Origin of the sequence: Nocardia sp. NPDC058519 (genome assembly GCF_042719755.1) — a bacterium.
GTDB lineage: Bacteria > Actinomycetota > Actinomycetes > Mycobacteriales > Mycobacteriaceae > Nocardia.
The window spans coordinates 145,132-168,467 of record NZ_JBHXNK010000008.1; the positions used below are offsets into that span (position 1 = coordinate 145,132).

26 protein-coding genes are annotated in these 23,336 nt (G+C 65.8%); 8 read left to right on the forward strand and 18 right to left on the reverse strand.

The annotated features are described in order from the left end of the window. Positions 1-72 precede the first annotated feature (72 nt). Positions 73-612: a GNAT family N-acetyltransferase gene (locus ACFWPK_RS12305; RefSeq protein ID WP_378914751.1), complete on the forward strand. Its 540-nt coding sequence runs from the start codon at positions 73-75 to the stop codon at positions 610-612. 115 nt (positions 613-727) lie between these two features. Here ACFWPK_RS12305 and zapE read toward each other — a convergent pair whose 3' ends face one another. Beyond that, positions 728-1,747, reverse strand: coding sequence for a cell division protein ZapE (zapE, locus tag ACFWPK_RS12310; RefSeq protein WP_378914753.1), 1,020 nt, complete (start codon positions 1,745-1,747; stop codon positions 728-730). A gap of 35 nt (positions 1,748-1,782) precedes the next feature. Between zapE and ACFWPK_RS12315 the strand changes: the two genes are divergently transcribed. From ACFWPK_RS12315 to msrB, 4 genes are all read left to right on the forward strand, one after another. Next, positions 1,783-2,544, forward strand: coding sequence for a pyrimidine reductase family protein (locus ACFWPK_RS12315; RefSeq protein WP_378914755.1), 762 nt, complete (start codon positions 1,783-1,785; stop codon positions 2,542-2,544). Between the two features lie 32 nt (positions 2,545-2,576). After that, entirely contained in the window at positions 2,577-4,130 is a 1,554-nt protein-coding gene (locus ACFWPK_RS12320) for an alpha/beta hydrolase (protein WP_378914757.1), read from the forward strand. Positions 4,131-4,214: 84 nt separating this feature from the next. After that, positions 4,215-5,546: a glycosyltransferase family 87 protein gene (locus ACFWPK_RS12325; protein ID WP_378914759.1), complete on the forward strand. Its 1,332-nt coding sequence runs from the start codon at positions 4,215-4,217 to the stop codon at positions 5,544-5,546. A gap of 60 nt (positions 5,547-5,606) precedes the next feature. After that, the gene (gene msrB, locus ACFWPK_RS12330; RefSeq protein ID WP_378914761.1) at positions 5,607-6,044 is read left to right on the forward strand and encodes a peptide-methionine (R)-S-oxide reductase MsrB; all 438 of its coding nucleotides are present in this window, start codon (positions 5,607-5,609) and stop codon (positions 6,042-6,044) included. 39 nt (positions 6,045-6,083) lie between these two features. On the opposite strand, the gene ACFWPK_RS12335 is transcribed toward msrB, so the two are convergent. The 8 genes from ACFWPK_RS12335 to ACFWPK_RS12370 form a co-directional block, all read right to left on the reverse strand. Next, positions 6,084-6,911 (reverse strand): SDR family NAD(P)-dependent oxidoreductase, encoded by an 828-nt coding sequence (locus ACFWPK_RS12335; protein ID WP_378914763.1) that lies wholly within the window; start codon positions 6,909-6,911, stop codon positions 6,084-6,086. A 70-nt stretch (positions 6,912-6,981) separates the two neighbouring features. After that, complete coding sequence (locus ACFWPK_RS12340) at positions 6,982-8,178, reverse strand: NADH:flavin oxidoreductase (RefSeq protein WP_378914765.1); 1,197 nt, start codon at positions 8,176-8,178, stop codon at positions 6,982-6,984. Further along, positions 8,175-8,753 carry a TetR/AcrR family transcriptional regulator gene (locus ACFWPK_RS12345; RefSeq protein WP_378914767.1) on the reverse strand — a complete coding sequence of 193 codons (579 nt, stop codon included), beginning with the start codon at positions 8,751-8,753 and terminating at the stop codon, positions 8,175-8,177. Before ACFWPK_RS12345 ends, ACFWPK_RS12340 begins: the two co-directional genes overlap by 4 nt. A 90-nt stretch (positions 8,754-8,843) precedes the next feature. Further along, positions 8,844-9,821, reverse strand: a complete 978-nt coding sequence (locus ACFWPK_RS12350; protein ID WP_378914769.1) for a DUF2804 domain-containing protein — start codon at positions 9,819-9,821, stop codon at positions 8,844-8,846. Further along, positions 9,818-11,689: a glycosyl transferase gene (locus ACFWPK_RS12355; protein WP_378914771.1), complete on the reverse strand. Its 1,872-nt coding sequence runs from the start codon at positions 11,687-11,689 to the stop codon at positions 9,818-9,820. The genes ACFWPK_RS12350 and ACFWPK_RS12355 overlap by 4 nt, the downstream gene beginning before the upstream one ends. 125 nt (positions 11,690-11,814) lie before the next feature. Continuing rightward, on the reverse strand, positions 11,815-12,510 hold the full coding sequence (gene hemQ, locus ACFWPK_RS12360; RefSeq protein WP_378914773.1) for a hydrogen peroxide-dependent heme synthase: 696 nt from the start codon (positions 12,508-12,510) through the stop codon (positions 11,815-11,817). Positions 12,511-12,553: 43 nt separating this feature from the next. After that, on the reverse strand, positions 12,554-12,712 hold the full coding sequence (locus ACFWPK_RS12365; protein ID WP_378914775.1) for a hypothetical protein: 159 nt from the start codon (positions 12,710-12,712) through the stop codon (positions 12,554-12,556). A 53-nt stretch (positions 12,713-12,765) separates the two neighbouring features. After that, on the reverse strand, positions 12,766-13,728 hold the full coding sequence (locus ACFWPK_RS12370; protein WP_378914777.1) for an oxidoreductase: 963 nt from the start codon (positions 13,726-13,728) through the stop codon (positions 12,766-12,768). A gap of 55 nt (positions 13,729-13,783) precedes the next feature. Between ACFWPK_RS12370 and ACFWPK_RS12375 the strand changes: the two genes are divergently transcribed. Next, positions 13,784-14,191, forward strand: coding sequence for a MerR family transcriptional regulator (locus tag ACFWPK_RS12375; RefSeq protein WP_378914779.1), 408 nt, complete (start codon positions 13,784-13,786; stop codon positions 14,189-14,191). 28 nt (positions 14,192-14,219) lie between these two features. Here the strand turns inward: ACFWPK_RS12375 and ACFWPK_RS12380 are convergent, their stop codons facing one another. Both ACFWPK_RS12380 and hemE read right to left on the reverse strand, forming a co-directional pair. Beyond that, a complete protein-coding gene (locus ACFWPK_RS12380) occupies positions 14,220-15,581 on the reverse strand; it encodes a protoporphyrinogen oxidase (RefSeq protein WP_378914781.1) in 1,362 nt (453 codons plus the stop codon). Positions 15,582-15,699: 118 nt separating this feature from the next. Continuing rightward, a complete protein-coding gene (gene hemE / locus ACFWPK_RS12385) occupies positions 15,700-16,755 on the reverse strand; it encodes a uroporphyrinogen decarboxylase (protein ID WP_378914783.1) in 1,056 nt (351 codons plus the stop codon). 317 nt (positions 16,756-17,072) lie between these two features. On the opposite strand from hemE, the gene ACFWPK_RS12390 reads away from it, so the two are divergent. Beyond that, on the forward strand, positions 17,073-17,627 hold the full coding sequence (locus ACFWPK_RS12390; RefSeq protein WP_378914898.1) for a DUF3000 domain-containing protein: 555 nt from the start codon (positions 17,073-17,075) through the stop codon (positions 17,625-17,627). Between the two features lie 22 nt (positions 17,628-17,649). Continuing rightward, positions 17,650-18,900 carry an HRDC domain-containing protein gene (locus ACFWPK_RS12395; RefSeq protein ID WP_378914786.1) on the forward strand — a complete coding sequence of 417 codons (1,251 nt, stop codon included), beginning with the start codon at positions 17,650-17,652 and terminating at the stop codon, positions 18,898-18,900. A 28-nt stretch (positions 18,901-18,928) separates the two neighbouring features. Here ACFWPK_RS12395 and ACFWPK_RS12400 read toward each other — a convergent pair whose 3' ends face one another. The 7 genes from ACFWPK_RS12400 to ACFWPK_RS12430 all read right to left on the reverse strand — a co-directional run bounded on the left by ACFWPK_RS12400 (position 18,929) and on the right by ACFWPK_RS12430 (position 23,336). Then, positions 18,929-19,465: a hypothetical protein gene (locus ACFWPK_RS12400; protein WP_378914788.1), complete on the reverse strand. Its 537-nt coding sequence runs from the start codon at positions 19,463-19,465 to the stop codon at positions 18,929-18,931. Continuing rightward, on the reverse strand, positions 19,462-20,619 hold the full coding sequence (locus tag ACFWPK_RS12405) for a helix-turn-helix domain-containing protein (RefSeq protein WP_378914790.1): 1,158 nt from the start codon (positions 20,617-20,619) through the stop codon (positions 19,462-19,464). The genes ACFWPK_RS12400 and ACFWPK_RS12405 overlap by 4 nt, the downstream gene beginning before the upstream one ends. 65 nt (positions 20,620-20,684) lie before the next feature. Further along, positions 20,685-21,152, reverse strand: a complete 468-nt coding sequence (locus ACFWPK_RS12410) for a VapC toxin family PIN domain ribonuclease (RefSeq protein ID WP_378914791.1) — start codon at positions 21,150-21,152, stop codon at positions 20,685-20,687. Next, positions 21,149-21,631 (reverse strand): hypothetical protein, encoded by a 483-nt coding sequence (locus ACFWPK_RS12415; protein ID WP_378914792.1) that lies wholly within the window; start codon positions 21,629-21,631, stop codon positions 21,149-21,151. The genes ACFWPK_RS12410 and ACFWPK_RS12415 overlap by 4 nt, the downstream gene beginning before the upstream one ends. Positions 21,632-21,650: 19 nt before the next feature. Then, the gene (locus ACFWPK_RS12420; protein ID WP_378914794.1) at positions 21,651-22,148 is read right to left on the reverse strand and encodes a hypothetical protein; all 498 of its coding nucleotides are present in this window, start codon (positions 22,146-22,148) and stop codon (positions 21,651-21,653) included. Between the two features lie 49 nt (positions 22,149-22,197). Beyond that, a complete protein-coding gene (locus tag ACFWPK_RS12425) occupies positions 22,198-22,653 on the reverse strand; it encodes a hypothetical protein (protein WP_378914796.1) in 456 nt (151 codons plus the stop codon). Positions 22,654-23,054: 401 nt separating this feature from the next. Further along, positions 23,055-23,336 carry a hypothetical protein gene (locus ACFWPK_RS12430; RefSeq protein ID WP_378914798.1) on the reverse strand — a complete coding sequence of 94 codons (282 nt, stop codon included), beginning with the start codon at positions 23,334-23,336 and terminating at the stop codon, positions 23,055-23,057.

The following is a 23,336-nucleotide window of genomic DNA, read 5'->3' on the forward strand; positions in this document are numbered from 1 at the left end:
AGCCGTTATGCGCCACGCTGTCGTGGTCCACAGTCCCGCCGCCCCCCGCGCGACCCGTGCTGTACTGGAAGGATGACCAACAGTTCCGTTGTCGTCGACCGCGCCGGACTCTGGGACGCCGAGGCGCTCAGCGATGTCGCCGCCGCGACTTTCCCGCTCGCCTGCCCGCCCGAGGCCACCGCGGGCGACATCGAGATCTTCCTCGAGCAGATGCTCTCGGGCGAACGCTTCGGCGAATATCTGTCCGACCCGGCCAAGACCGTGCTCAAGGCCGTCGAGGGCGACGAGATCGTCGGCTACGCCATGCTGATCACGGGCAGGCCGAGCGACCCTGAGGTCGCCGCGCAGGTGAGCGCGGGCGAGGTGGTCGAACTGAGCAAGATGTATGTGCTGCCGGGGCACCACGGCAGCGGTGTCGCCGGGGCGCTGATGGAAGCCGCGGTCGACACCGCGCGCGACTCCGGTGCAGGCACGGTATGGCTCGGCGTCAACCAGGCCAACGAACGCGCGCAGAAGTTCTACGCCAAGCACGGTTTTCGGCAGGTGGGAACCAAGACCTTCACGGTCGGCACCCAGCTGCACTCCGATTTCGTCTTCGAACGCGCGCTCTAGGCCCTCCACGACGTTCTCGGCCCGCCCGACTCTGGACTGAGTGGAGGGTGCGACGAAGGAGTACCCGGAGGGAGGGAAGAGGCGGGAACAGGGCCGAGAACTGCGGCACCAGCCGCTAGACGACACCGGCCTCGAAGCGCGACAGCGCGAGCAGACGCGAGATCGCGCGCAGGTACTTCTTGCGGTAACCGCCGTCGAGCATCTCCTTCGAGAAGATCTCGTCGAGTTTGACGCCCGAGACCGTAACCGGGATGCTCGCGTCGTAGAGGCGGTCGGCCAGCACGACCACGCGCAGCGCGACGGCCTGATCGGTCACGGTGTGCACATCGGAGATGAACACCGACGCCACGCCCTGGATCAACGCACCGTACTTCGACGGATGCAGCGTGCTCAGATGCTTCAGCAGCACGTCGAATTCGTCGAGCGTGGAACCCGGGGTGAGCACGGCACGCTCGACGAGCAGCTCGGTCGAGGTGGGTTCCGGGGCGGGCGGCAGGTCGCGGTGGCGGTAGTCGGGACCGTCGACGCGCACCGGATCGAAGATCGAACCGAGCTTCTTGATCTCGCGCAGGAAGTCCGATGCCGCGAAACGGCCTTCGCCCAGCTGGCCGGGCAGGGTGTTCGACGTCGCCACGATGGAGACGCCACGGGCCGACAGCTCGGTGAGCAGTCGCGAGACCAGCATCGTGTCGCCCGGATCGTCGAGTTCGAATTCGTCGATGCACAGCACGCTGTTGGCCGAGAGCCGCTCGACGGCGTTGTTGAAGCCGAGCGCGCCGACCAGGTTGGTGACCTCACCGAAGGTGCCGAACGACTTGGGCGCCGGGGAACTGTGGAAGATCGAGGCGAGCAGGTGGGTCTTACCGACACCGAAGCCGCCGTCGAGATACAGGCCAGCGCCGGAGATGGCCTTCTTCTTGCCGAAGAGGCTCTTCTTCGAGGCGGCCTTGTGGATTTTCGCCACCTGACCTGCGAATGCCTCGGCCTTGGCGACCGCGGCCGCTTGGCTCGGTTCGTTGGGGTCGGGGATGTAGGAGGCGAAGCTGACCTCGTCGAACATGGGCGGGGGCACCATCTGCGCGACGAGTTGGTCGGCCGGGACCTCCGGATGGCGATCGACAAGGCGTTCTTGCATGGACAAATGGTACGGACGTGGTTGCATCGATCCCTATGCAGCGTATCCACAATGTGACCCAGCTCGCAGACCTCGATCCCGACGGACTGGCCAGGTGCTATGCCTATCCGCGGCATCTGGACGGTCCTTGGGTGCGGGCGAACTTCGTGAGCAGCATCGACGGCGCGTTCACCATCGACGGTGTCTCCGAGGGATTGGGCACCGAGGCGGACAAACAAGTGTTCACGGTCCTGCGCGAACTGGCCGACGTGGTCGTGATCGGCGCGGGCACCTTGCGCGCGGAGAACTACGGCGGTGCGCACCCCGACCCGCAACGGCGCATCGCGCACCACCGGCACGGAATCGGTGGTCACCCCGAGGGCACCCCGCCACCGATCGCGGTGGTCACCGCCACCGCCAAGCTCGATCCCGGTTCGAAATTCTTCACCGACGCCGAGGTGCCACCGCTGGTCATCACCACGAGGCATGCGGACTCGGCCCAGGTCAGTGCCCTCGAGGACGCGGGCGCGCAGGTGGTGGTCGCCGGTGAGGCCGCGATCATGCCCGCCGCGCTGATCCGGGTGTTCGCCGAACGCGGTCTGCACCGGGTGCTGTGTGAAGGCGGACCACATCTGTTCGGGCAGCTGGCCGAGGCCGGTTTGGTCGACGAACTGTGCCTGACCACCGCCCCGATGCTGGTCGGGGGCACGGGCGGGCGAATCTCGCTGTCGGCGAGCTCATTCGACCTGCCGATGGCCCGCAAGCAGCTGGTGCTCGCCGAGGACGGCACCGTCCTGGCCCGCTGGGCCCGTCGATGAAACTCGGCGCCGAACCTGGCAGTGTGTAGCGCATGCGTTGGACTCGGGCCGCGGCAACGGCCGCGACACTGTCGATCATGCTCGCGGGCTGTGGGGCCGGACCGTCGGATCGGCCCGTCGTCGCCATCGAGCGCCCGGGGGCCGGTGGCGTCCAGACCGACGCGCCCGCGCCGCAGGACCTCGCCAAGGCGGAGGTTCCCAAAACCGACCTCGCCTGGCGTGATTGCACCGCGACCACCCTGAGCTCGCTCGATTTCGGCGCCGCCCCCGCGGGTCTGGTCCTCGATTGCGCCGAGTTCTCGACGCCGATCGACACCGCGGGCACCGTGCTCGGCACCTTCCGCGCCGGCGCCCTGCGTGCCCGTCTGCCGCAGACGCCCGCCGACGCGGCCCCGCTGGTGCTCACCTCCGGTTCGGACCGTTCCTCGGCCTCGACGCTGGCCGGGCTGGCGATCGGGCCCAACAGCGCTTTGCTGGCCGCGCAGCCGATCGTCGCGGTGGACCGGCGTGGGATCGGCGCCTCCCAGCCCATCGACTGCATTCCGGCGCAGCTGCGCGCGGTGATGACCGACCTCGGCCAGACCGGAGTGGGCAACGGCGATCAGGTCGGTGCCGTCGCGGGCTTCAGCCAGGACGCCACCATCGCCTGCCGCGATTTCCTGCAGCCCTACGAAGGCACGTTCGACGCACCGCACGCCGCCGACGACATCGAACAGCTGCGCAAGCAGTGGCAGGTCGACAAGATCAACCTGCTCGGCGCGGGCAACGGCGCCAAGGTGGCCCTGAGCTACGCCCGCCGCTACGGCGACCACCTGGCCCGGCTCGTGCTCGACGCCCCCGAACCGGTCGGCGCCGACGCCACCACCATGGCCGAGGCACGCGTCACCGGCGCCGAAGCCGCCCTCACCGCGTTCGCGCAGCGCTGCAAGGCCGCCAACTGCGCGCTCGGGGCCGACCCGCGTGCCGCCGTTGTCGCGCTGATGAACAAGGCGAGCAGCGGTGGGCTCGGCGAGATCTCGGCCGCGGACCTGTCGACCGCGCTCACCGGTTTCCTGTCCAGTCCCCGCGGTGATCAGGCGAATCGGGTCACCGCACTGGCCGACATCCTGGCCGCCGCCGACCGCGGCGATCGCGGACCGCTCTCGGCCATGGTCGTGCGCGAGGCCGCCGCGATCACCTCCGACGGCGAGTTCGTCAACCGGTGCACCGACAGCCAGCAGCCCCCGACCGCGGACAAGGCCCGTGAACTCGCCGAGACCTGGGCGAGCAAATATCCGGTATTCGGGCGCAATGCCGCCATCGGGCTGATGGTCTGCTCGGCCTGGCCGGTCTCCACCGCGGCGCCGCTGCCGACGAAACTCGACTTGCCGGTGCTGGTGTTCGCCGGTGCGGCCGATCCGATCGTCGGCGGGGCCGCCGCCTCGGTGACCGGTGCGCTCGGCTCGGCGGGTGCCCGGCACGCCACGATGACCTGGCAGGGCTGGGGGCATCCGGTCGTCCCCCACTCCGGATGCGCGCAGAAGGCGGTCAACGACTACCTCGCGGAGGCGAAACTGCCCGCCGACGGCGGCGCCTGCCCGGCCTGATCCGGTCGGGGCAACCACCCGGTTCCGGCGCGTCATACGGGTCCGGCGACACCATCGCAACCCGATTCGGTGTACCGTGCCCCAGTGTTGTTCCGACAGCTCGAGCCTCGTACCGCTCGCACCTCCGCCGAGGTGATCAAGTTCGCGCTCTGGCCCTTCGCGGTCATGATGGTGCTGAACCGCGTCTTCATCAAGGCGATCAACGGTTTCGTCACCGACGACTACCGGCCCGTGTACAACGCCTCGTTCGAGTTCCTGAACGGCAGGCCGCTGTACACCGCCGATTTCTCGTCGGTCGACCCGCACTATCTCTACTATCCGAGCGGAACGCTGCTGATCGCGCCGGTGGCGGTGATCGACTACGAGCTGTCGCGATGGCTGTTCATCGGGCTCAACGCGGTCGCGATCCTGCTCGCCTGGTACCTGCTGCTGCGCCTGTTCAAGTTCGGTCTCGGCTCGATCGCCGCGCCCGCGCTGCTGCTGGCGATGTTCACCTCCGAGACGGTGACCAACACGCTGGTCTTCACCAACGTCAACGGCTGTCTGCTGCTGGCCGAGTTGCTGTTCATCACGCTGCTGCTGGCGCGGCGGGACCTCTGGGCCGGCGTGGCGCTCGGTTTGAGCATCGCGGTGAAACCGACGCTGGCGCCGTTACTGCTCGTCCCGGCCGTTCGCGGCCAGTGGAAGGTGTTCATCACCGCGCTCGGTGTGCCGCTGGCGCTCACTGCTATTGCCTGGCCGCTGTCGGCGGACCCCGAGAAGTTCTTCACCCACGTCATGCCGTATCTGGCTGAGACGCGCGACTACTTCAACAGTTCGATCGGTGGCAACGGGCTCTACTACGGATTGCCGGACTGGCTGATCCTGCTGGTAAAGGTCGTGATGGCCGGTGTGGTGGCAGTGTCGCTGTGGCTGCTGTGGCGCTACTACCGCCACGACGAGCTGTTCTTCGTCACCACGTTCTCCGGCGTGCTGCTCACTGCGTGGTTCCTGCTGCCCTCGCTGGGCCAGATGTACTACTCGATGATGGTGTTCCCGTTCCTGATGACCGTGGTGCTACGTAATTCGGTGCTGCGCAACTGGCCCGCGTGGCTGGCGATCTTCGGGTTCATGACCTACGACAAGTGGCTCTCGGATCGCTGGCAAGGCGTCGGCCGCAACCTCGAATACCTGCGGGTGACCTTCGGTTGGGGACTGCTGCTCGTCGTCGTGTTCTGTGTGCTCGGTGACCGCTACCTGGCCGCGCGTCGCGAGGGCAGGCTGCAGTTCGGAATCGACCCGACGTGGATGACGAGTGCGCCCGATTCGCGTGACGGCACCGATGAACCGGCGCCCGTCGCGCCGGTCGAGGACACGCCTTCGCCCCGCGAGGATCCGGTGGCGCCGGTCGAGGAACGCGAGCCCGCGCTCAAGTAGTTATCGGCCGGTGACGCACCGCTCACGGCGCGCACCGGCCGAACCCATTAGCGTGGAGCCATGAGTTCCGATACTTCGTTGCCCACGCCGCGTATCCAGCTGACGCCGCAGCAATGGCGGGCGAAACTGGATCCCGAGGAATACGCCGTCCTGCGCGAGGCCGCCACCGAGCGCCCGTTCATCGGCGAGTACACCGACACCAAGACCGAAGGTGTCTACACCTGCCGCGCCTGCGACGCCGAATTGTTCCGCAGCACAGAAAAATTCGACTCGCACTGCGGTTGGCCGTCCTTCTTCGATCCGGCCGATTCCGACGCGGTGATCCTGAAAGCCGACGAGACCTTGGGTATGCGCCGCGTCGAGGTGATCTGCGCGAACTGTCACAGCCACCTCGGACATGTCTTCGAGGGCGAGGGCTACCCCACTCCCACCGACCAGCGCTACTGCATCAACTCGATCTCCCTGCGCCTGCAGCCCGCGGAAGGGTCCGCCGGCTGAAAGGCTGGAGCTCAGCCGCTCGGTAAGCCCGCCAGGTGGTCAGCTGCTTCGGTCGGTTGCGGTGCGCTTGGGGTAGACGCCGTGACCGACCTGTAGGTACGACAGCCGATCGGCCAGCCGGGTGCTGAGCCGCCGGACCGCGTTGTAGACGTGGGCGTCCTTGCCGATCACGACACGTCCCCTACCCTTCGCGGTCGTGTCGACGATGCGGCGCGCCACCTGCTCGGGCTGGGCCGAGAACCCCTTGGCGAGCCACTCCGGCGCACCCATTTGCTGGGCTACCTTGCGCACCAGGTCGGTCCAGACCGAACCCGGGAGCACCGTGGTCACCGTGACATTCGAGCGGCCACGCAAATCCTGCGCCAGGCCGTAGCTGAACAGGGCGAGCGCGGCCTTGGACGCGCCGTACACCGCTGAGCCGGGCACCGGAACGATCGCCGACAGGCTCGAGGTGTTCATGATGACCCCGCGGGGGCGTTGCAGCAGGTACGGGAGGAAAGCCCTCGACATCCACACCGCGCCGAAGAAGTTCACCTGCATCAGCGTCTCGATCCGAGCGTCGCTGAGATCCGCGACGGGTTGCAGTTCCTGGGCGATTCCCGCGATGTTGAACAGACCGTCGACTTGTCCGTGGGAGGCGATCACGCTGTCGGGGAACGCGGCCACCGCGACGCGGTCGCAAATATCGATCGGGTGGGCGGTGAAGCGCTCGCGGTCGGTGGCCAGTGCGGCGGTGGCGGCCAGCGCCTGCTCATCGCGATCAGCACCGACCACGATCGCGCCACGGGCGATCAGCTCCAAGGCGACGCATCGTCCGATGCCGTTCCCAGCTCCGGTGACGACGAAAACGCTTCCCTCGACCTGCATGCACGATCTCCCGGTCATTCGCTGTACAGCGGACAGCAATCCACTCATGGTGTCTCCTCCCTCGGGTGTGTCAGCCGAGGGTCAGCTGGATCGGCTCGTGCGAAAGGGTGGGGCGATACATGCAGCGTGTGCCCGAGTAGATGGTCGGCATGCATTCGTTGCAGTGCACACACGCCGAACGCGTCGATTCATCTGCCTGGATGCGGTGCAGCAGGTCCGGTTCGCGCAGCAGGGCCCGCCCCATGGCGACGAATTCGAAGCCCTCGGTCCGGGCGAGTTGCATGGTGTCGAGATTGGTGATGCCGCCTAGGAGGATCAGCGGCATGGACAGTGCGCGCCGGAAGTGGCGGGCCCGCTCGAGCAGGTAGGCCTCCTTGTACGGGTACTCCTTCAGGAATTTCTTCCCGACCAGACGGAAGCCCTGGCGGGCCGGAGTGGGCAGCGTTTTCCCGAAGGAGCGGTGCGGGGGTGTGCCGTGGAACAGCATCATCGGGTTCAGTAGCGAACTGCCCGCGGTCAATTCGAGGGCGTCGAGCGCGCCGTCGGCCTCGAGCCAGGCGGCGAACTGGAGCGATTGGGGAATGGTGAGGCCACCGGCTTGGCCGTCCTCCATATTGATCTTGGCCGTGACCGCGATCCGATCGCCCACGGCATCCTTTACCGCACAAGCGATTTCACGCGCCATCCGAGCCCGATTGAGCAGGGATCCGCCGTAGGCGTCCTTACGCCGGTTCAGCACCGGACTCAGGAACGAGCTGGCCAGATAGTTGTGGCCGAAGTGAATCTCCACCGCGTCGAATCCGGCTTGCTCGGCCAGGCGGGCGGCTTCGGCGTGCGCGGCCACGGTTTCGGCGATCTCGGCGATAGTGGGAGTCTTGGTGAATCTCATGCCGAGCGGGTTGAACATCCGGCTCGGCGCGAGCGCCGGCACCTGATTGGAGGCGGCGTTGGCCACCGGTCCGGCATGACCGATCTGCGCGCAGGCCGCGGCGCCCTCCGCGTGCACGGCATCGGTCAGCTTCCGCAGTCCCGCAACGGCTTCCGGGCGCATCCAGATCTGATGCCGATCGGTGCGACCGCCGGGCGCGACTGCGCAATAGGCGACGGTGGTCATGCCGACACCGCCGGCGGCAACCTCCCGATGGAAGTCGATCAGTTCCTCGGTGACCAGGGCGTCGGGCGTGCGGCCTTCGAAGGTCGCGGCCTTGATCACCCTGTTGCGCAAGGTGATCGGGCCCAGCGTGGCGGGTGCGAATATGTCGTTCATAGCTGTTCTCCCGTCGGCGCGGTCAAACCGGCCACCACGAAATCTCGCAGTGTCTCCAGGTCCGGCTGCGCCATGCCGTGTTCCTCGATTTCGGGGCTGCCGAAACGCATGATGATCAGATCGAAGGCGAGCATCCACCGGCGGCGGCTCTCCCGGCTGTCCAGCTCCGGGAGCAGCGTGGCCCAGGTGCCCATGCGAAACCACGGGCCTTGCCACGTCGTGAGATGCCGTCCGAGGACGAACCTGGACAGCAGTCGAAGATGCAAGCGACCCAAGGGATCTCCCGCGAGCTGGACGAAAGGGGCCAGGATCGTGTCGACGACGTCGGGTAGCGGATCGCGCCCGGCTCTCGCGCGGGCGAGACCATCGGCCCACAGTGGCCCCAACCGGTCCTCGATCAGCGCACCGACCAGGGCTTCCTTCGATCCGAAGTGGTAGTGCACCGCGGCGGCGTTGGCACCGGCGGCGGCACAGATGCCGCGCACGGAGACCTCGTCGTAGGGCTCGGTCAGCAGCAATGATTCGGCGGCGATCAGCAGTCGCTGCCGCGTCCCCGTCTTGACCTCATCGACCATACCCAGAAGTGAAACACGTTTCAATCGACATTTCAATCACTGATTCAATCAGGGGTCGAAATACCGCCCGACCTGGTTGCCCCTTGCAGGTCACCACCGGTTCCGGGCTTCCTCCGCCCATCCCACGACATCGTCCAGGTCGAGCCAGCGACCGTCCTCACCGCGCACACGCCCGGTGAAATGCCCGAAACACTGATGCGTTTCACCGGCGACGACGAGCAGATTCGACACCGCGACGCGCTCATGGAACGGCCGGAACTCGACCTCGACCCGGTCGCCGGTGATCGACCACGGTCGCAGCCAATCGGTGGTGTCGTACTCCCAGCGCAGCTCATCGCTGATCTTCTGGAGGCGACCGTCGACGATGAGGGCGTTCTCGGTGCTGCCGGTCCCGTCGGTCCACTTGCCGCCGAACTGGACTCCCAATCCGGGCCGCGCACCGGCCGCCCAATTCCAGGTCATCGAGTACGGCCATTTTCCCCGGCCGTGGTCGAGGACCGCGAAGCCCTCTTCGATCCGATGGACCTCCGAACCCGAGGTCAGTGTCCCGGATACGGGGCGCCCCACGTCCTTGACCGTGTACTGGAATCGCCGCGCACTCCACGGCACCACCACCCCGAGCGATTCGTGACCGGGCGGCATCGGCACCTGTACCGAAAGCTGTATGCCCGAGGCACTGGCCTCGATCGAACTACCGCCCTCGTCCTCGGAGATTTCGATCTCGACACCACCGCCCCGAGCCGACGTGACACCCACACCGCTGCGCCCGGCCATCACCGTGCCGCGTGCCAACGGCACCACCGCATCGCGCGCGATCTCCGCGCCGCTCTCCCGGTCGAGCACGTAAATCCCGTGCACCCCCGCGTAATCCAGCGACGATACGACAATGCCGACGATATGACGCGGGGTGACGATCCCCCAGTACTCCCAGCGCTTGCACCGTCCCCAGCCACGCAGATCGGTCCGATGCAAAGGCCGCCGCGTCCAGCCGACCGCATCCGGATCGAGCCGGCCATCGGGTCGGCACAAATCGACCGGCGTGGTGATCTCGTGTTCGGTTGCGGTCAAACGAGACCGCGCACGTCCCACACCCACACACCGTCGACCTGCTCGGCCGGTATGCCGAGCAGGTCATCCACGGTACGACGCAGGGCATCACCGCTGTGTGCCGGCGGCAGCACCACCACATCGGCGCCCCAGTAACGCAGGTCCGAGATGGCCTGCTCGCGCCGAGCCTGGTCGATGACCGGAACCGTATCGAACGTCCGGACCAGCATGAGCAGAACCGCGGTGGATCGGGGGTCGGAGCCATAACCGGCCCCGTGGTCCGCGCCGCTCGGGCCGACGAAGTAGCCGCCGACGAGCGGGAAGGCGAAGTCGGCGTCGATCTGCCACCGCAGCGCGATGGCGTCCCCCGAGGTGGGCGGCGGCACGATCACCACCGAGCCGTCCGAGACGTACTGCCGCACAGTGCCGTCGGCGAAGAACGCGGGCGTCGGGGTGCGTTCCGCGACGGGCAGCATGGTCGGTGCGATGGGCAGCAGCGCGAAGGTCAGCGCGGCGAACCAGGCAATGGGCCGCCGCATGGTGGCGGAGGTGCGCCGCAATTCGATCGCCCGCTGGGTGCCGAGGGCCAGGATTATCGCGATGGCCGGAATGGCCACCATGGCGAACCGTGATTCGATGATCCCGTTCAGCGGCGGGATCCACCCGAAGGCCAGCCACGGCATCGGCACCATGGCGAAGTCGCCGTCGCCGAAGCGCACGACGCCGTCGAAGGACAGCACGATGCCGAGCGACAGCGATGTGAACACCACGATGACGATCGCGGCGGCCCGCACGATGCGCTCGCGCCGCAGCAAGTACGCGGCAGCGGCGACGAGCACGAGTAGCGGCCACCCGAAGTAGGTGTTGTCCTCGGTCGGATTGATGCTCACGTCGGGGCCGAACGAGAACATGCTGCCCGCCGATTCCGGCGAGAACTGAAACAGCGACAGAATGTCATTGCCGACCCGGCCGATCCCGATGAATCGATACGACTGCGGTCCGGCGAACTGCCACCACAGACCGAAACCGGTGAGCGTCAACGTGATCAGCGCCGCGAGCAGTACCGAAGGGGCCACCGCACGCAGCGTGCTCAGGATGTCGCGCCGGGTGCGCAGATAGGCGAGGGCGAAGACCGCGAAGCCGAGCGCGAAGATCAGCAGCGGCTCCTCACCCAGCGTGAGCTGAACAGCGACCAGCAGTCCGAGCACGACGGCAGCGCGCGGTTGCCATACCGGGCGCGCTCCGACGGTGTTCTCCGCGCGCCGCGCCATTTTGATGACCTGCAAAGCGATGAACGGAAGCAACACGAGGACAACGAAATTCGCGTGTCCATTGGTGTGCGCGATCATCGCGGGTGCGAAGCCGCAGAACAAACCGCCAACGGCCGCCGCGAATTTGGCGGTCACCAGCTCGCGCGAGAAAACCCAATACCAGGCGAACGCCGTGCCGAACAGGCCGAACGTGAGCGCCGACACGAAAGTGACGGTCGGCCCGAAAAGCAGGGTGACAGGCGCGAACGGTACCCCCCAGCCGTACATGAGGGTATTGGCCATCATGTTCACGCCGTCGGGATAATTCTGCAGCTGGGTGCTGAGCGGACTCGCCAGGTCGGTGATGTTTCGCGCCGTGATGGCGTAGAACCACTCGTACAGCGTCTGGTCCTGATCGCTTTTGCTCAGGTAGCCACTACGGAGGTTCGACCACAGCCCGGCGAGTACGAAAACCGCGAGCGACAGGTAACAACCGGCGACGATCAGGTCGGTGCGCGCCGAGCGCAGCCACTGCGCCGGCGTGCGGCGCGACTCGACCGTTTCCGGTGCGGTTCGATCGATGACTGCTATTGCGGATCGGCCCTCTTCGGTCCGGTCCGTTCCCCACCCTGGTACCACGCGCGAATCTCTCTCACCCTCATAGCCATAACCAGCCCGCTCACGATACTCGAGTGCGAGACCGCGGCGATAACAGGCCGATGAGAAAGGCCCGCTCCATGAGCGGGCCTTCGGTGTTTGCCCCGCTACGGCAGTGCGGTGACCAACTGTTCGACCTCGACGCGCGGTCCGGTGAAGAAGGGCACCTCTTCGCGTACATGCAGCCGGGCCTCGGTCGCCCGCAGATCACGCATCAGATCCACGATGCGATGCAGTTCGGGGGCCTCGAACGCGAGGATCCACTCGTAATCGCCCAGTGCCATCGAGGTCACGGTGTTGGCTCGCACATCCGGGTACCCGCGAGCTTCCTTGCCGTGGTCGGCAAGCATCTTGCGACGCTCCTCGTCGGGGAGCAGGTACCACTCGTAGGACCGCACAAAGGGGTAGACGCAGATGTATTTGCCCGGGTCCTCCCCCGCCAGGAACGCCGGGATGTGGCTCTTGTTGAACTCTGCGGGCCGGTGGACCGCGACGTTGCTCCAGACCGGAGCGCTCGCCCGGCCGAGTTCGGTCGTGCGCCGGAAATCGGAGTACGCGGCCTGCAGATCCTCGACCCGCTCGGCATGGGTCCACAGCATGAAATCGGCGTCGGCCCGCAGCCCCGCCACGTCGTAGATCCCCCGCAGCACTACGCCCTTGTCGGCGAGTCCGTCGAAGAACGCCTTCGCCTCCTTGATCGCCCCGGCCCGGTCCTCACCGAGCACGCCCGGCTGAACCTGGAACACCGAGAACATCAGGTAGCGAATGGAGGAGTTGAGAGCCTGGTAGTCGAGTCGCGCCATGGATCTATGGTGCCACTGCGGCGTTTTCGCCCGCCGCTGGGGCTCAGTCCTCCACCGGCCTGCTCGCCCGCCACGGCGACGACTCATCACTGCCGAACACCGAGGTCACCGTCGTCACCTCACCGTCGTGAAGTTCGACAGGCCCCAGATCGGGATCGAGAATCAGGCTCCGCGCGCTGCGCTGCTCACCGGCACTGGTCACAGCGGGCGATCATGCAGTACCGCTATCGCCGATGCCCGCTGACACGCCGCTGGTCAGCCGGAGAAGCTGTCAAGTCCGGTGAGCTCACTGGACAGAGTCCAGAGACGGGCGGCGGAAGCGGCGTCGACGGCCCACGGCTTCACGCCGCCGACGAGCATGTCGTCGTCGGTGGCGAGTTCGGCGACGTCGCAATCCTGGCAATAGGCACCGCCGTACGCCGCGAGCGGTGCGGCGGTCGCCGCCCAGACTGCTGTCGCCGCCCCCTGCGCCGGGGTTTTGAAGCCCTTGGCCGGACTACCGTCACTGCCGATCCAGCCCTGCGCGATCTGGTCCGCACGGGCGATATTGCGTTGCAGTGGTGTGAGGATGCTGCCCGGGTGCACGGAGTACGCATGCACTCCGGTCGCCGCACCGATCGCGTCGAGGTGGGTGGCGAACAGCGCGTTGGCGGTTTTGGACTGACCGTAGGCCTTCCAGGTGTCGTAGTCGCGGCTGAAATGCAGGTCGTTCCAGCGGATATCGGCCAGGAAGTGGCCCGACGATGCCACCGCGACCACCCGAGCCCCGCTCCGGGCCAGCGCCGGACGCAACCGGTTGACCAGTGCGAAGTGCCCGAGATGATTGATCGCGAAGTGCGCTTCCCAGCCCGGCCCGACATGTCGGCGCGGATAGGCCATGACCCCGGCGTTCGTGATGAGGACGTCGATGGTGCGGCCGGTATCGAGAAAACGTTCGCTGAATGCCCTGACACTGTCGAGGTCGGCCAAGTCCAGTTCAGCCACCTCCGTATTCTCGATGTCGCACAGTGCTTTTCGTGCCGTTTCGACCCGGCGGGCAGGCACGACCACGTGCGCCCCGGCATGCGCCAACGCCACGGTGGCCTCCTTGCCGAGACCCGAGTAACCGCCGGTGACGAGGACCGTCTTCCCCGTCAGGTCGACGCCGTCGACGACCTCGTCGACCGTGCTGCGCGGGCCGAACCCGCTACCGATTCTGTGCTGCTGCGTGATCGCCATGCGCTGACGGTAAAATCTAGAGTGCGATCTAGGTCAAGCTGTGAGGACCCACGAGATGAACGGTCTGTCTATCGGTGACGTCGGCCGGGCCACCGGCCTCGGGGTGCACGCCTTGCGATATTTCGAACGGGAAGAACTTCTGTTGCGCCCGATCCCCCGATCTTCCGGTGGACAGCGCGTCTACGCGCAAGCCGACGTCGAATGGCTCCTGCTCTGCAACCGCCTACGCGAGTCCGGCATGCCCATCGCGACCTTGCGGACTTTCGCCCGGCTCGTGCGGACGGGACCGGGAAACGAGCGGGAAAGACTGGCCCTGCTCGAGGCCCACGAACGGTCTGTTCGTGACCGACTGGCCGAACTGACGGTCGGCCTCGAAGTGATCCACAACAAGGTCGTCGCCTATCGCAAGCATGTCGAGGAGGGAACCGCGGCCGGAGTCTGGTCCCCCGAGCCACCGACCTGACATGTTCCCGCATTGCCCTGCATCGGAATCAGTGCTGCGCGCTCTCGATACACGCGGTAGCCACGCGTTCCGCGGCGGCGGTGCCCGAGGCCACGCAGGCGGGGACGCCGACGCCGTGGAGGTAGGCGCCCGCTACGGCGAGGCCGTCGAGGGGGGCGACGGCGGATTCGAGGGTGGCGATGCGGTCGGTGTGGCCGGGGGCGTACTGCGGGAGGCCGCCGGGCCAGCGTTGGACGACGGCTTCGAGTGGGGTGATCGGGATGCCGGTGACGGTGGCCAGGTCGGCGACCGCGGCGGCGATGAGGTCGTCGTCGGTCCAGGACAGCGGTTTGTCGTCGCCGAGGCGGCCGAAGGAGGCTCGGACGAGGGCGACGTCGCGCTCGGCCAGGTGCGGCCATTTACGGCTGGACAGGGTGAAGGCCTTGGCGCGCAAGGGTTCTCCGGTGGCTACGAGGATGCCGGAGTTATCCGGAAGGGGGGTGTCACGCGGGAGAGCCATGGCGACGAGCGCCGAGGAGGACAGCTCGATACCGGCGGCCGCCCGCGCCGCTTCGGGCGCCACGTAGTGCAGGAGCCGGGCGGTGACCGGGGCGGGCGTCGCGATGACGACGGCGTCGACGGCTCCGAGCGGGTCGACCACCCAGCCACGCGGTGCGCGGGCTACGCGCGTCGCGGCCGTGGTCGTGACCAATCGGGCTCCCGAAGCTTCGGTCAGTGCGGCGAGCAAGGCTCCGTAGCCGTCGCGCAGCCCACCGAATACCGGGGCTGAGCTGGGGGCGGGCATCGCCGTTCTGACCGCCTCGGTGAGGCTCGAAGCGCCGTCGTCGAGTGCCGCGGCGAGGGTGGGTAGCGCGGCGCGGACACCGATGGAAGTGCTGATCCCCGCGTACACCCCGCCCAGCAACGGATCGACGCTCCGCTCGACTACCTGACTGCCGAAACGGTCGCCCACCAGGGTCTGCACGTCGATATCGGAGCCCGGCTCCCAGTGCAGCGGGCGCTCCGGCTCGGTCGCTACCCGGTCGAGCGTCGCGTCATCGACCAGCCCCCGCAGCGACTCGGCGTCGGACGGAATCCCCATCAGTGTGCGTCCGGGCAGCGGATGTGCCGATCCCTGCGCCCAGATCAGCGGTCGCTTCCCGGCGGGCCGCACCAACTGGTCGTCGAGGCCGAGCTCGCTCATCAACTCGATCACCTCTGGCCTGCGCCCCACGAACGCCTCGGCGCCGAGATCGACTGGCTCCCCGGCCAATTCGCGGGTGTGCAGCACACCGCCGACCCGTCCGCTCTGCTCGAGCACGACGATGTCGACGCCCTCCCCCAGCCGCTGTCGCAACCGGTAAGCCGCGACGAGCCCGCTGATTCCGCCACCGACGACCGCGATCCTCATGCCTCGACCGTAGCCGCGCGTGCACCCCGCCGACGACGCGCACCTGACGGATGTCGGCCGGGTCACTGTCCGTGGACGCTTCGCTGACGACCGCCGCCGGTAGCGAGGCGATCGAGCCCTACAGCGAATGCACCAACTCGACCAGCGCGGTCAGTACGCCGGGATCGGTGTCGGGCAGCACGCCATGGCCCAGGTTGAAGATGTGCCCGGTCGCACCGAGGGTGATCGCTTCGTCGGCCTCGCGCGCGATCCGCCGGGTCTCGGCCTCGACCGCGTCGAAACCGGCGAACAGGATCGCGGGATCCAAATTGCCCTGCAAGCCCTTGCCCGCACCGACCCGACGTACCGCGTCGGTGAGCGGCACTCGCCAGTCGACACCGACCACATCGGCACCGGCCTCACCCATGGCACCCAGCAGTTCGCCCGTGCCGACGCCGAAGTGAATGCGCGGCACGCCCGCCGAGGCAACCTCGGCGAACACCCGCTCCGAATGCGGCAGCACGTACTCGCGGTAATCGGCCAGCGAGAGCGCACCCGCCCACGAGTCGAACAGCTGCACCGCGTCGACACCGGCCGACAACTGGGCCTGCAGGAAGGCGATGGTGATGTCGGTGAGGGCACCGAGCAGGGCATGCCAGGTCTTCGGGTCGGCGTGCATCATCGCCTTGGTGCGCTCGTGCTGCTTGCTCGGCCCACCTTCCACCAGGTAGGAGGCGAGGGTGAACGGAGCGCCCGCGAACCCGATGAGCGGGGTGTCGCCGAGCGCGTCGGTGAGCAGCCGCACGCCTTCGGTGACCGCGCCGACCTCTTCGGGACGCAGTCGCGGCAGCGCGCGCACATCGGCTTCGGTACGCACCGGCGAGGCGATGACCGGGCCGACGCCGGGCACGATGTCGAGGTCGATGCCCGCGGCCTTGAGCGGAACGACGATGTCGGAGAACAGGATTGCCGCGTCGACACCGTGCCGGCGGATCGGCTGCATGGTGATCTCACACACCAGCTCCGGGTCGAAGCACGACTCGAGCATGCCGATGCCCTTGCGCAGTTCGCGGTACTCCGGCAGTGACCGGCCGGCCTGACGCATGAACCACACCGGGCGCCTGCTGGGCGTCGCGCCGGTGGCGGCGGCCAGGAAAGGGGCATCGGTCAACCGGCGGCGGGTGTAAGTGCTCATCGGTGTTCATCCTAAGCGTCGAGCCCCGCCGATCCGCACGCCCAGGCAGGTGTGGGACGAACCACACGTTCGGCCCGCCACGTACCCGGCACCCGCCGCACCCGGTCGCGTCGCACATCGCGCATCGCGCCGACATCGAGAATGCGCCCTCCGCAACGTCAGCGGCACGAAACGCGCACGGCGGCGCGCCTCCGACGGCGTCGGGCGCCCACGGTCTACCGTTCCTCCTCGTGACACCGCTCGACATCCGCGACGGCGCCGCACCGACCGGGGGAACGCCCCGCGAGCCTGCTTCTTTTCGGGCGGCGGTCGATGCGATGGGCACCGCAACAGTGCATCCCCGAATCGAGCTGGCGCCTATCCGTCCTCCACAACGGTTGGCGCCGTTCTCCTATGCGCTCGGAGCGGAGGTCACCCACCCAGAAGGTCCCGTGGTGCCCATCGACTCCGAGGGCGGCGACGCGTTCGGCAGGCTGATCCTGCTACACGACCCCGACGGCGACGAGGCCTGGAACGGGGTGTTCCGGCTCGTCGCCTACATCCAGGCCGACATCGACGCCGCACTTGCCGCCGACCCGCTGTTACCCGAGGTGGCGTGGAGCTGGCTGGTCGACTCCCTGGAATCGCGCGGCGAACCGTTCACCGCCCTCGGCGGCACGGTGACCGCGACCAGCTCGGTCCGCTACGGCGATATCGCGGGCCCACCACGCGCCCACCAGCTAGAACTGCGCGCGTCGTGGACAGCGACAACCACCGAGATGCGCCGACATGTCGAAGCGTTCTGCGAGGTGCTGGCCTTTGCCGCCGGGTTGCCACCCGCCGGGATCACCCATTTACGACCGGAGTCCTATACCCGCACCGATCGCCCTTGATCGCCACGTAGAGTTCACGTCTATGTCGGTCGCCGAGGAACCCACCGCAGCAGAGCCCCTGCTCGTCCCTGCCGAGGGGGTTCCACCTGTGCTGGCGACTGCCGACGAGGTCGCCGCGGCCGCCAAAACTCTCGCCGCCGGCACCGGCCCCCTGGCCGTCGACGCCGAACGCGCGTCCGGTTTCCGCTATTCGGCACGGGCGTACCTGATCCAGCTGCGCCGCGAAGGCGCGGGCTCGTTCCTCATCGACCCGATTCCCGTCACCGACGCCCTGACCCCCTTGGCCGAGGCGATCAACGACCTCGAATGGGTCCTGCACTCCGCTGATCAAGACCTGCCCGGCCTCGCCGAACTGGGTTTGCGCCCCGCCCGCCTGTTCGACACCGAACTCGGCGGCCGCATCGCCGGCTACGACCGCGTCGGCCTGGCCGCGATGGTCGAGAACCTGCTCGGCCGCTCCCTGCGCAAGGGCCACGGCGCCGCCGACTGGTCGAGCCGCCCACTGCCCGACGAATGGCTCAACTACGCCGCCCTCGACGTCGAACTGCTCCTCGAACTCCGCGACACCGTTGCCGCCGACCTCACCGCCCAGGGCAAATTCGACTGGGCCGCAGAGGAATTCGAACACGTCCGCACCATGGACCCGCCCTCCCCCAAGGCCGACCGCTGGCGCCGCACCTCCGGCATCCACACCCTGCGCCGCACCCGTCAACTGGCGATCGTCCGCGAACTGTGGACCACCCGCGACGAACTCGCCCGCGCCCGCGACGTCGCCCCCGCCCGCATCCTCCCCGACTCGGCCATCGTCGCCGCCGCCACCGGCGAACCACGCTCGATCGCCCAACTGCGCACCCTCCCCGTCTTCGGCGGCCCCCGCCAACGCCGCTACTCCCGCGACTGGCTGGCCGCGATCGAACGAGGCCGCACCCTCCCCGACAAACAACTCCCCCCACTGACCCTCCCCTTCGACGGCCCACCCCCTGTCAACCGCTGGGAACGCCGCGACCCCATCGCCGCCGCCCGCCTCACCACCGCCCGCGGTGCGATGAGCGAGCTCTCCACCGAACACTCCATCCCGGTCGAGAACCTCCTCTCCCCCGACCTGGTTCGTCGGTTGTGCTGGGACGGACTCCCCGACTACAAGAATGTCGGCACTGCCGAAGAGTTGTCCGCGAAGATCGAAGCATTCCTCCTCGTCGGCGGCGCCCGCAACTGGCAACGCACCCTTGCAGTCCCTGCGCTGACCAAAGCATTGACACCCGCAGTCGACTAGCGATCGAGACCGGGCGGAAGCCGAGGTGTCAGCCACAAGCCAGGTCGCGGATCCACTGCTGGTACTCGCCGCGAGGAACCGAGATCGGCTCGAACGTGGCTCGTTCGAACAGAAGCTGACTCGGATAGTTCTCGACGTGAATGTTCGCGGTCACCAATATCGGACCGCCGCTACGATCCTTCGCTCGATCGACGATGACGTCGCAAGACTTGGCGAGGACACTGTCGGCCACTTTCCCGCCCTGTCCCCGCATAGTCTCACTCACGCCGATGGCCGCCACATGGGCAGCGAACAACGTCGGCGAGACACCGTCGAAAGTCAGATGAGCAACCGCGATGATCTCCGCGGTACCCTCGCACCGCCCGACGACGAGAAGGTTGCCCGCCTTCAGACATCTCGGGCTCTGCCGAATAATGCTCTGCGCCACGCGTTCCCAGGGTTTGGAGTGCGGCAGCTCTCGCCCTGCCGGACTGCGCGGTCGCGAGGTCGTGCAGGTGAACGCTTGAAGTTCTGACGCCTGCCGACGGTCGGTAATCGTCGCCCAGCAGATCTCTGTTGGATTCACCGGGTCGATCGGCCCTTCGCCGCGAGCCAGTCCGCCAGCTCCGAATGAGTCGGCCGGTTGTCGATGCCCTGCTCGTAGGCCCGAGCCAGGTCCTTGTCGTCATTCGGCTCCGGGAAATCGATCTCATCGACTGACACATCCAGCGCCCACGCGAGGTGCTCAGGAGAGATGACACCATCCTCGACTCGCCGTTGCAGCGCATCGACCAGAATCGACGGAACCGCGCGCGTGGAGGATTCCTGCTGCCGAAGTATCACCGCTCTCCTGACCTCGAACGCCTCATCCTCTCCAGCGGTATGCGCGCGAACCACAACCGGTGTTGTCCGCTTCAGCGCCGCGACGACCTCCACGGAAGGGTGAATCTTCAGTGTGGACAACCGATTCTTCAATGCGCTAGTGGATACTCCCGTTTTCCACAGGAACATCGCCAAGCCACGCCCATCCATGCGCGCCCAATCTTGCTGAGCAACAAGCTCTTCCGGTAGAAGCAGCCGTGCCGCGAACTCGTCGGCAGGCGCCTCATCCGACTCATCGGGCGGCAGGTCCCCACTGTGATGCCCCAGCGCGAGATGAGCCAGCTCGTGGGACAGCGACCAGTTGCTCCGGAACCAATTGGGCGTGGTCGCGAGCATGACGATCGCCCGTGAGCCGATTGTCAGTGAATAATCCGTCGACAACATCGGCAGGCGAATGACATCTACGCCCAATAGAGTCTCCACAACACCGATGTACGAGCGAACGAAATCCTCGCCGAGGATGCCACGCATCGCCTCGGGACCGTCAGGTAGCGGCTCACTCGACGGCGGCCCGTCAGGAAATGCGGCGTTGTAGGTGTCTTCCACCCTCGCGAGAAGCGCCTCGTCGTGTGCTCTGCCAGGGTTGGTCCGCACGCCGCGATCGACATTCCACACGTGTCGAGCAGCGATCCCGACCCGTCGCGGATCCTGTTCACCGGTGACAAGCCAGTAGAGGTCCGCGCCTATCTCATCGGCGATGCGGGCGAGTTCGCGCGATGAGAACCCCCGCTGCCCGTTCAGCGCCCGCGACAATGCGTCCGGCTTCATCCCAGCCAGCTCAGCGAGGCTTCGCTGGCTCGAACCCGCAGGCATGCGCGATCGAATCCGCTCGCCTACCGCCGCCAGATCTTCGTCCATATAGACCAATCTACCAGCGGTGTTGGGAAAATCCCAACACTCCGCGAGCATGCGGTCGAGGCCAACTACAGGCGCTCATCAGCTCCAGTCCACGCGGTCAGGTGCTCAGAGGTCGGCGGCAGGATTCGAAAAGCGGGAATCCCCGGCGTCAGTGGCTCGATTGCGCGAAAGTCGCGCTGGTCCAGCGTGAAAACCGCGTCGGTACGGAACTTGTCGGCGAGCACGACGCCGACGGCGTCAGCTAAGTCCAGTCGGAGCGCCTCATACTTGGCACGGATCGTCTGCGCGGCGGCAAAATCGACGTGCTTTCCGCGAGCCGTTGCCGCCCGTCGATCATGCGGGCCATGAGCGCTTCCGTGACTTGCATCGCGGCGGGAAAACCGAGGTCCCGGTGCACGAGGTGATCCAATTCCGTCAGGACCAGCGGTGATCACCGGCACCTCGGACTCGATAACCTCGACTGCCCTGGGCGTGCTCGATCCGGTCGGCATCGATGCCGCGAACAGGGCCGAGGTGTCGGCAACGATGATCATCGCCGCGCTGCCTGCTGCTTGATACGGGCGTAGATGTCGTCGTCCATTTCGTCCACGGAGCGTGTGCGGCCGCTTCGGAAGACTGGCAGCGGCGCGTCACTCCTAGACGATTCCGCCATCCCCGGATGCATATCGACACTTTCCCGTGGCATATCGTCCTCAGTGAACCCCATCTCGACCATCTCAGCCTCCCGCCAACATGAATCGGGATGCAGACCAGCCAGATTCGGCATACCCCGGATCACAACCTTATGCTCCGCCGTGGTCCAGCCGACGAACCGGTCCGTCACGTCCATGACAGCGTCTTCCGACTTCTCGTGATCGGCCTCCCACAGCACAAGGTGAAGGCGGACCAGGTGTGCGAACACCGCTTCGCGATCGATGCCGTCCGCCAGGAGATTGTCGACTGCCGTCGACAGCGCCGCAACCGTATTCGCCTCAGTGGGGGCTGCGGCCAATAAGCCTCGGTCCGTACCCATACGATCAAACCTCACATATTCACGTTCGCTGTGTCGCAAGATTGATCTCCCAAACGTAGTCTGGCGAGAATTCCCCACCCTCTTCCTTCACTGTGGCCACGACATCAGCACCAGCTTGTGTCATGTAGTGGATTTCATCACGAAAGTTCAGATCCGTACGTCTGACCAGGCAACCGCGAGGTTCGGTCGCGGTGAGAAAGTCATCGAAATAGATCTTCTCCGGAATATCGGATACCAACTCCACAATTGGAATGGGAATTGAAGTCCCCCATTGCAGGCGGTGGACCGACAGCTTGATCCCGAAAGATACCCACTCCTTCTGCTCATCGGGATTGAAATCTATTTGAACCAGCCCATAGTCGCGCCGCATCCAATATCGATTTCGATCAACTTCCTCATAGGATTCAGACTCACCCATGAGTTGGTCTACACTACCTACGCTGACACCATTCCGAATCTCGAACAATGAATTGGATATCGCCACTTCAGCAACGAATTCATGGAATTCTGGTATCATTTTCGCGTACCCTTATCTATTGGTCAACGATTCCGTCGATCATTTGATTTCACATGTTTGACATAAGAGATGGTCGCCACACTTCGAATGCATCTATCTCCTTCTCCAACACCTTCAATACCTTGCGATTATCTTCAATGGCGCTGACGCCCTGGTCATGCAGAGATCTTGCACTAACGTAGACAGCGCAAAGAAACTCTGACAACGGAGTGGAATCAATCACCATTTTCCCGTGTCGGGTAGCTACGCGATCCTTTTGTGGTGAAAACTCGACCACAAACATAGAACCAATGCCTTCGAACCTCCCATTGCCTTTTCCGCGACTGGCCAGTAAGCGAGCCTCGAAGAGGAGAGTAGCAGCGGAGGGATACACCATCATGCGTTGATCAGGGTGCTCAAGACCGCGAGTAGTAACCGATGCTGAGTTACCCAGCACTTCCAGGTCGCCTAGCGAATATCCATCCTCTGGAGGGTCGTCGCGGACCGTGAAAATGAACTCGACCATTGTTTTCACTTCCCAATGAGCTCGGCCTTACTGACACCGGTGTCCTGTGCCTCCGCATCGAGCAACATTATTCCCAGACTCAAACCCCTATGGCTAGAACCTCCTGCGGAAGGATGCCGCGTTCCCACCTTGTCATTCAATTTCGAGAGGTAGGCTCGGGGAGATTTGCTTTCGATCATGGCCTCCAGCGGAGTTCCGGACAGCGGATTTGAGATATTGAATTAATCAGATGTGGGGACGAATTTCGCAGATACTCGCCGACACTCTGCACACCATTCAACGAGTTTCGCCCTATTGTTGAACTTCCGGTACTCGTGATAGTATCAGCACCAGCGTGTGTCACATAGTGGATTTCATCACGGATTAGTGCACGCTGCTCATCTCTTACTGCAGTACATCAATCAAAGGCGAGCCCCCTTCGCTACTAGTTTGCTGCCTTCATATAGTTCAACAGTCTTTAGTGAATCCAATTCAATTGCATATAGGTCGGAAAAGAGTAACTCCAATTCGACTATGTACTGCCTGCCAGGAATAAACACTCCGCCATCCGCTTGCCCGCGCACAACACAAGACGTCATAATGTCGCCGATGAGGATCTGCGAACGGACTCCGTCGCGTGCTGGCGCTACCCTGCCCCCTTCCTCTGTGGTGAGAAACGTCAGGCTTGCTGATATTTTCTTCAC

Coding starts and splice junctions, on each gene's coding strand:
- ACFWPK_RS12305 (WP_378914751.1), top strand. CDS start 73: ATGACCAACAGTTCCGTTGTCGTCGACCGCGCCGGACTCTGGGACGCC.
- zapE (WP_378914753.1), bottom strand. CDS start 1,747: ATGCAAGAACGCCTTGTCGATCGCCATCCGGAGGTCCCGGCCGACCAA.
- ACFWPK_RS12315 (WP_378914755.1), top strand. CDS start 1,783: ATGCAGCGTATCCACAATGTGACCCAGCTCGCAGACCTCGATCCCGAC.
- ACFWPK_RS12320 (WP_378914757.1), top strand. CDS start 2,577: ATGCGTTGGACTCGGGCCGCGGCAACGGCCGCGACACTGTCGATCATG.
- msrB (WP_378914761.1), top strand. CDS start 5,607: ATGAGTTCCGATACTTCGTTGCCCACGCCGCGTATCCAGCTGACGCCG.
- ACFWPK_RS12335 (WP_378914763.1), bottom strand. CDS start 6,911: ATGCAGGTCGAGGGAAGCGTTTTCGTCGTCACCGGAGCTGGGAACGGC.
- ACFWPK_RS12340 (WP_378914765.1), bottom strand. CDS start 8,178: ATGAACGACATATTCGCACCCGCCACGCTGGGCCCGATCACCTTGCGC.
- ACFWPK_RS12345 (WP_378914767.1), bottom strand. CDS start 8,753: ATGGTCGATGAGGTCAAGACGGGGACGCGGCAGCGACTGCTGATCGCC.
- hemQ (WP_378914773.1), bottom strand. CDS start 12,510: ATGGCGCGACTCGACTACCAGGCTCTCAACTCCTCCATTCGCTACCTG.
- ACFWPK_RS12370 (WP_378914777.1), bottom strand. CDS start 13,728: ATGGCGATCACGCAGCAGCACAGAATCGGTAGCGGGTTCGGCCCGCGC.
- ACFWPK_RS12375 (WP_378914779.1), top strand. CDS start 13,784: ATGAACGGTCTGTCTATCGGTGACGTCGGCCGGGCCACCGGCCTCGGG.
- ACFWPK_RS12380 (WP_378914781.1), bottom strand. CDS start 15,581: ATGAGGATCGCGGTCGTCGGTGGCGGAATCAGCGGGCTCGTCGCGGCT.
- hemE (WP_378914783.1), bottom strand. CDS start 16,755: ATGAGCACTTACACCCGCCGCCGGTTGACCGATGCCCCTTTCCTGGCC.
- ACFWPK_RS12390 (WP_378914898.1), top strand. CDS start 17,073: ATGGGCACCGCAACAGTGCATCCCCGAATCGAGCTGGCGCCTATCCGT.
- ACFWPK_RS12395 (WP_378914786.1), top strand. CDS start 17,650: ATGTCGGTCGCCGAGGAACCCACCGCAGCAGAGCCCCTGCTCGTCCCT.
- ACFWPK_RS12405 (WP_378914790.1), bottom strand. CDS start 20,619: ATGGACGAAGATCTGGCGGCGGTAGGCGAGCGGATTCGATCGCGCATG.
- ACFWPK_RS12410 (WP_378914791.1), bottom strand. CDS start 21,152: ATGATCATCGTTGCCGACACCTCGGCCCTGTTCGCGGCATCGATGCCG.
- ACFWPK_RS12415 (WP_378914792.1), bottom strand. CDS start 21,631: ATGGGTACGGACCGAGGCTTATTGGCCGCAGCCCCCACTGAGGCGAAT.
- ACFWPK_RS12420 (WP_378914794.1), bottom strand. CDS start 22,148: ATGATACCAGAATTCCATGAATTCGTTGCTGAAGTGGCGATATCCAAT.
- ACFWPK_RS12425 (WP_378914796.1), bottom strand. CDS start 22,653: ATGGTCGAGTTCATTTTCACGGTCCGCGACGACCCTCCAGAGGATGGA.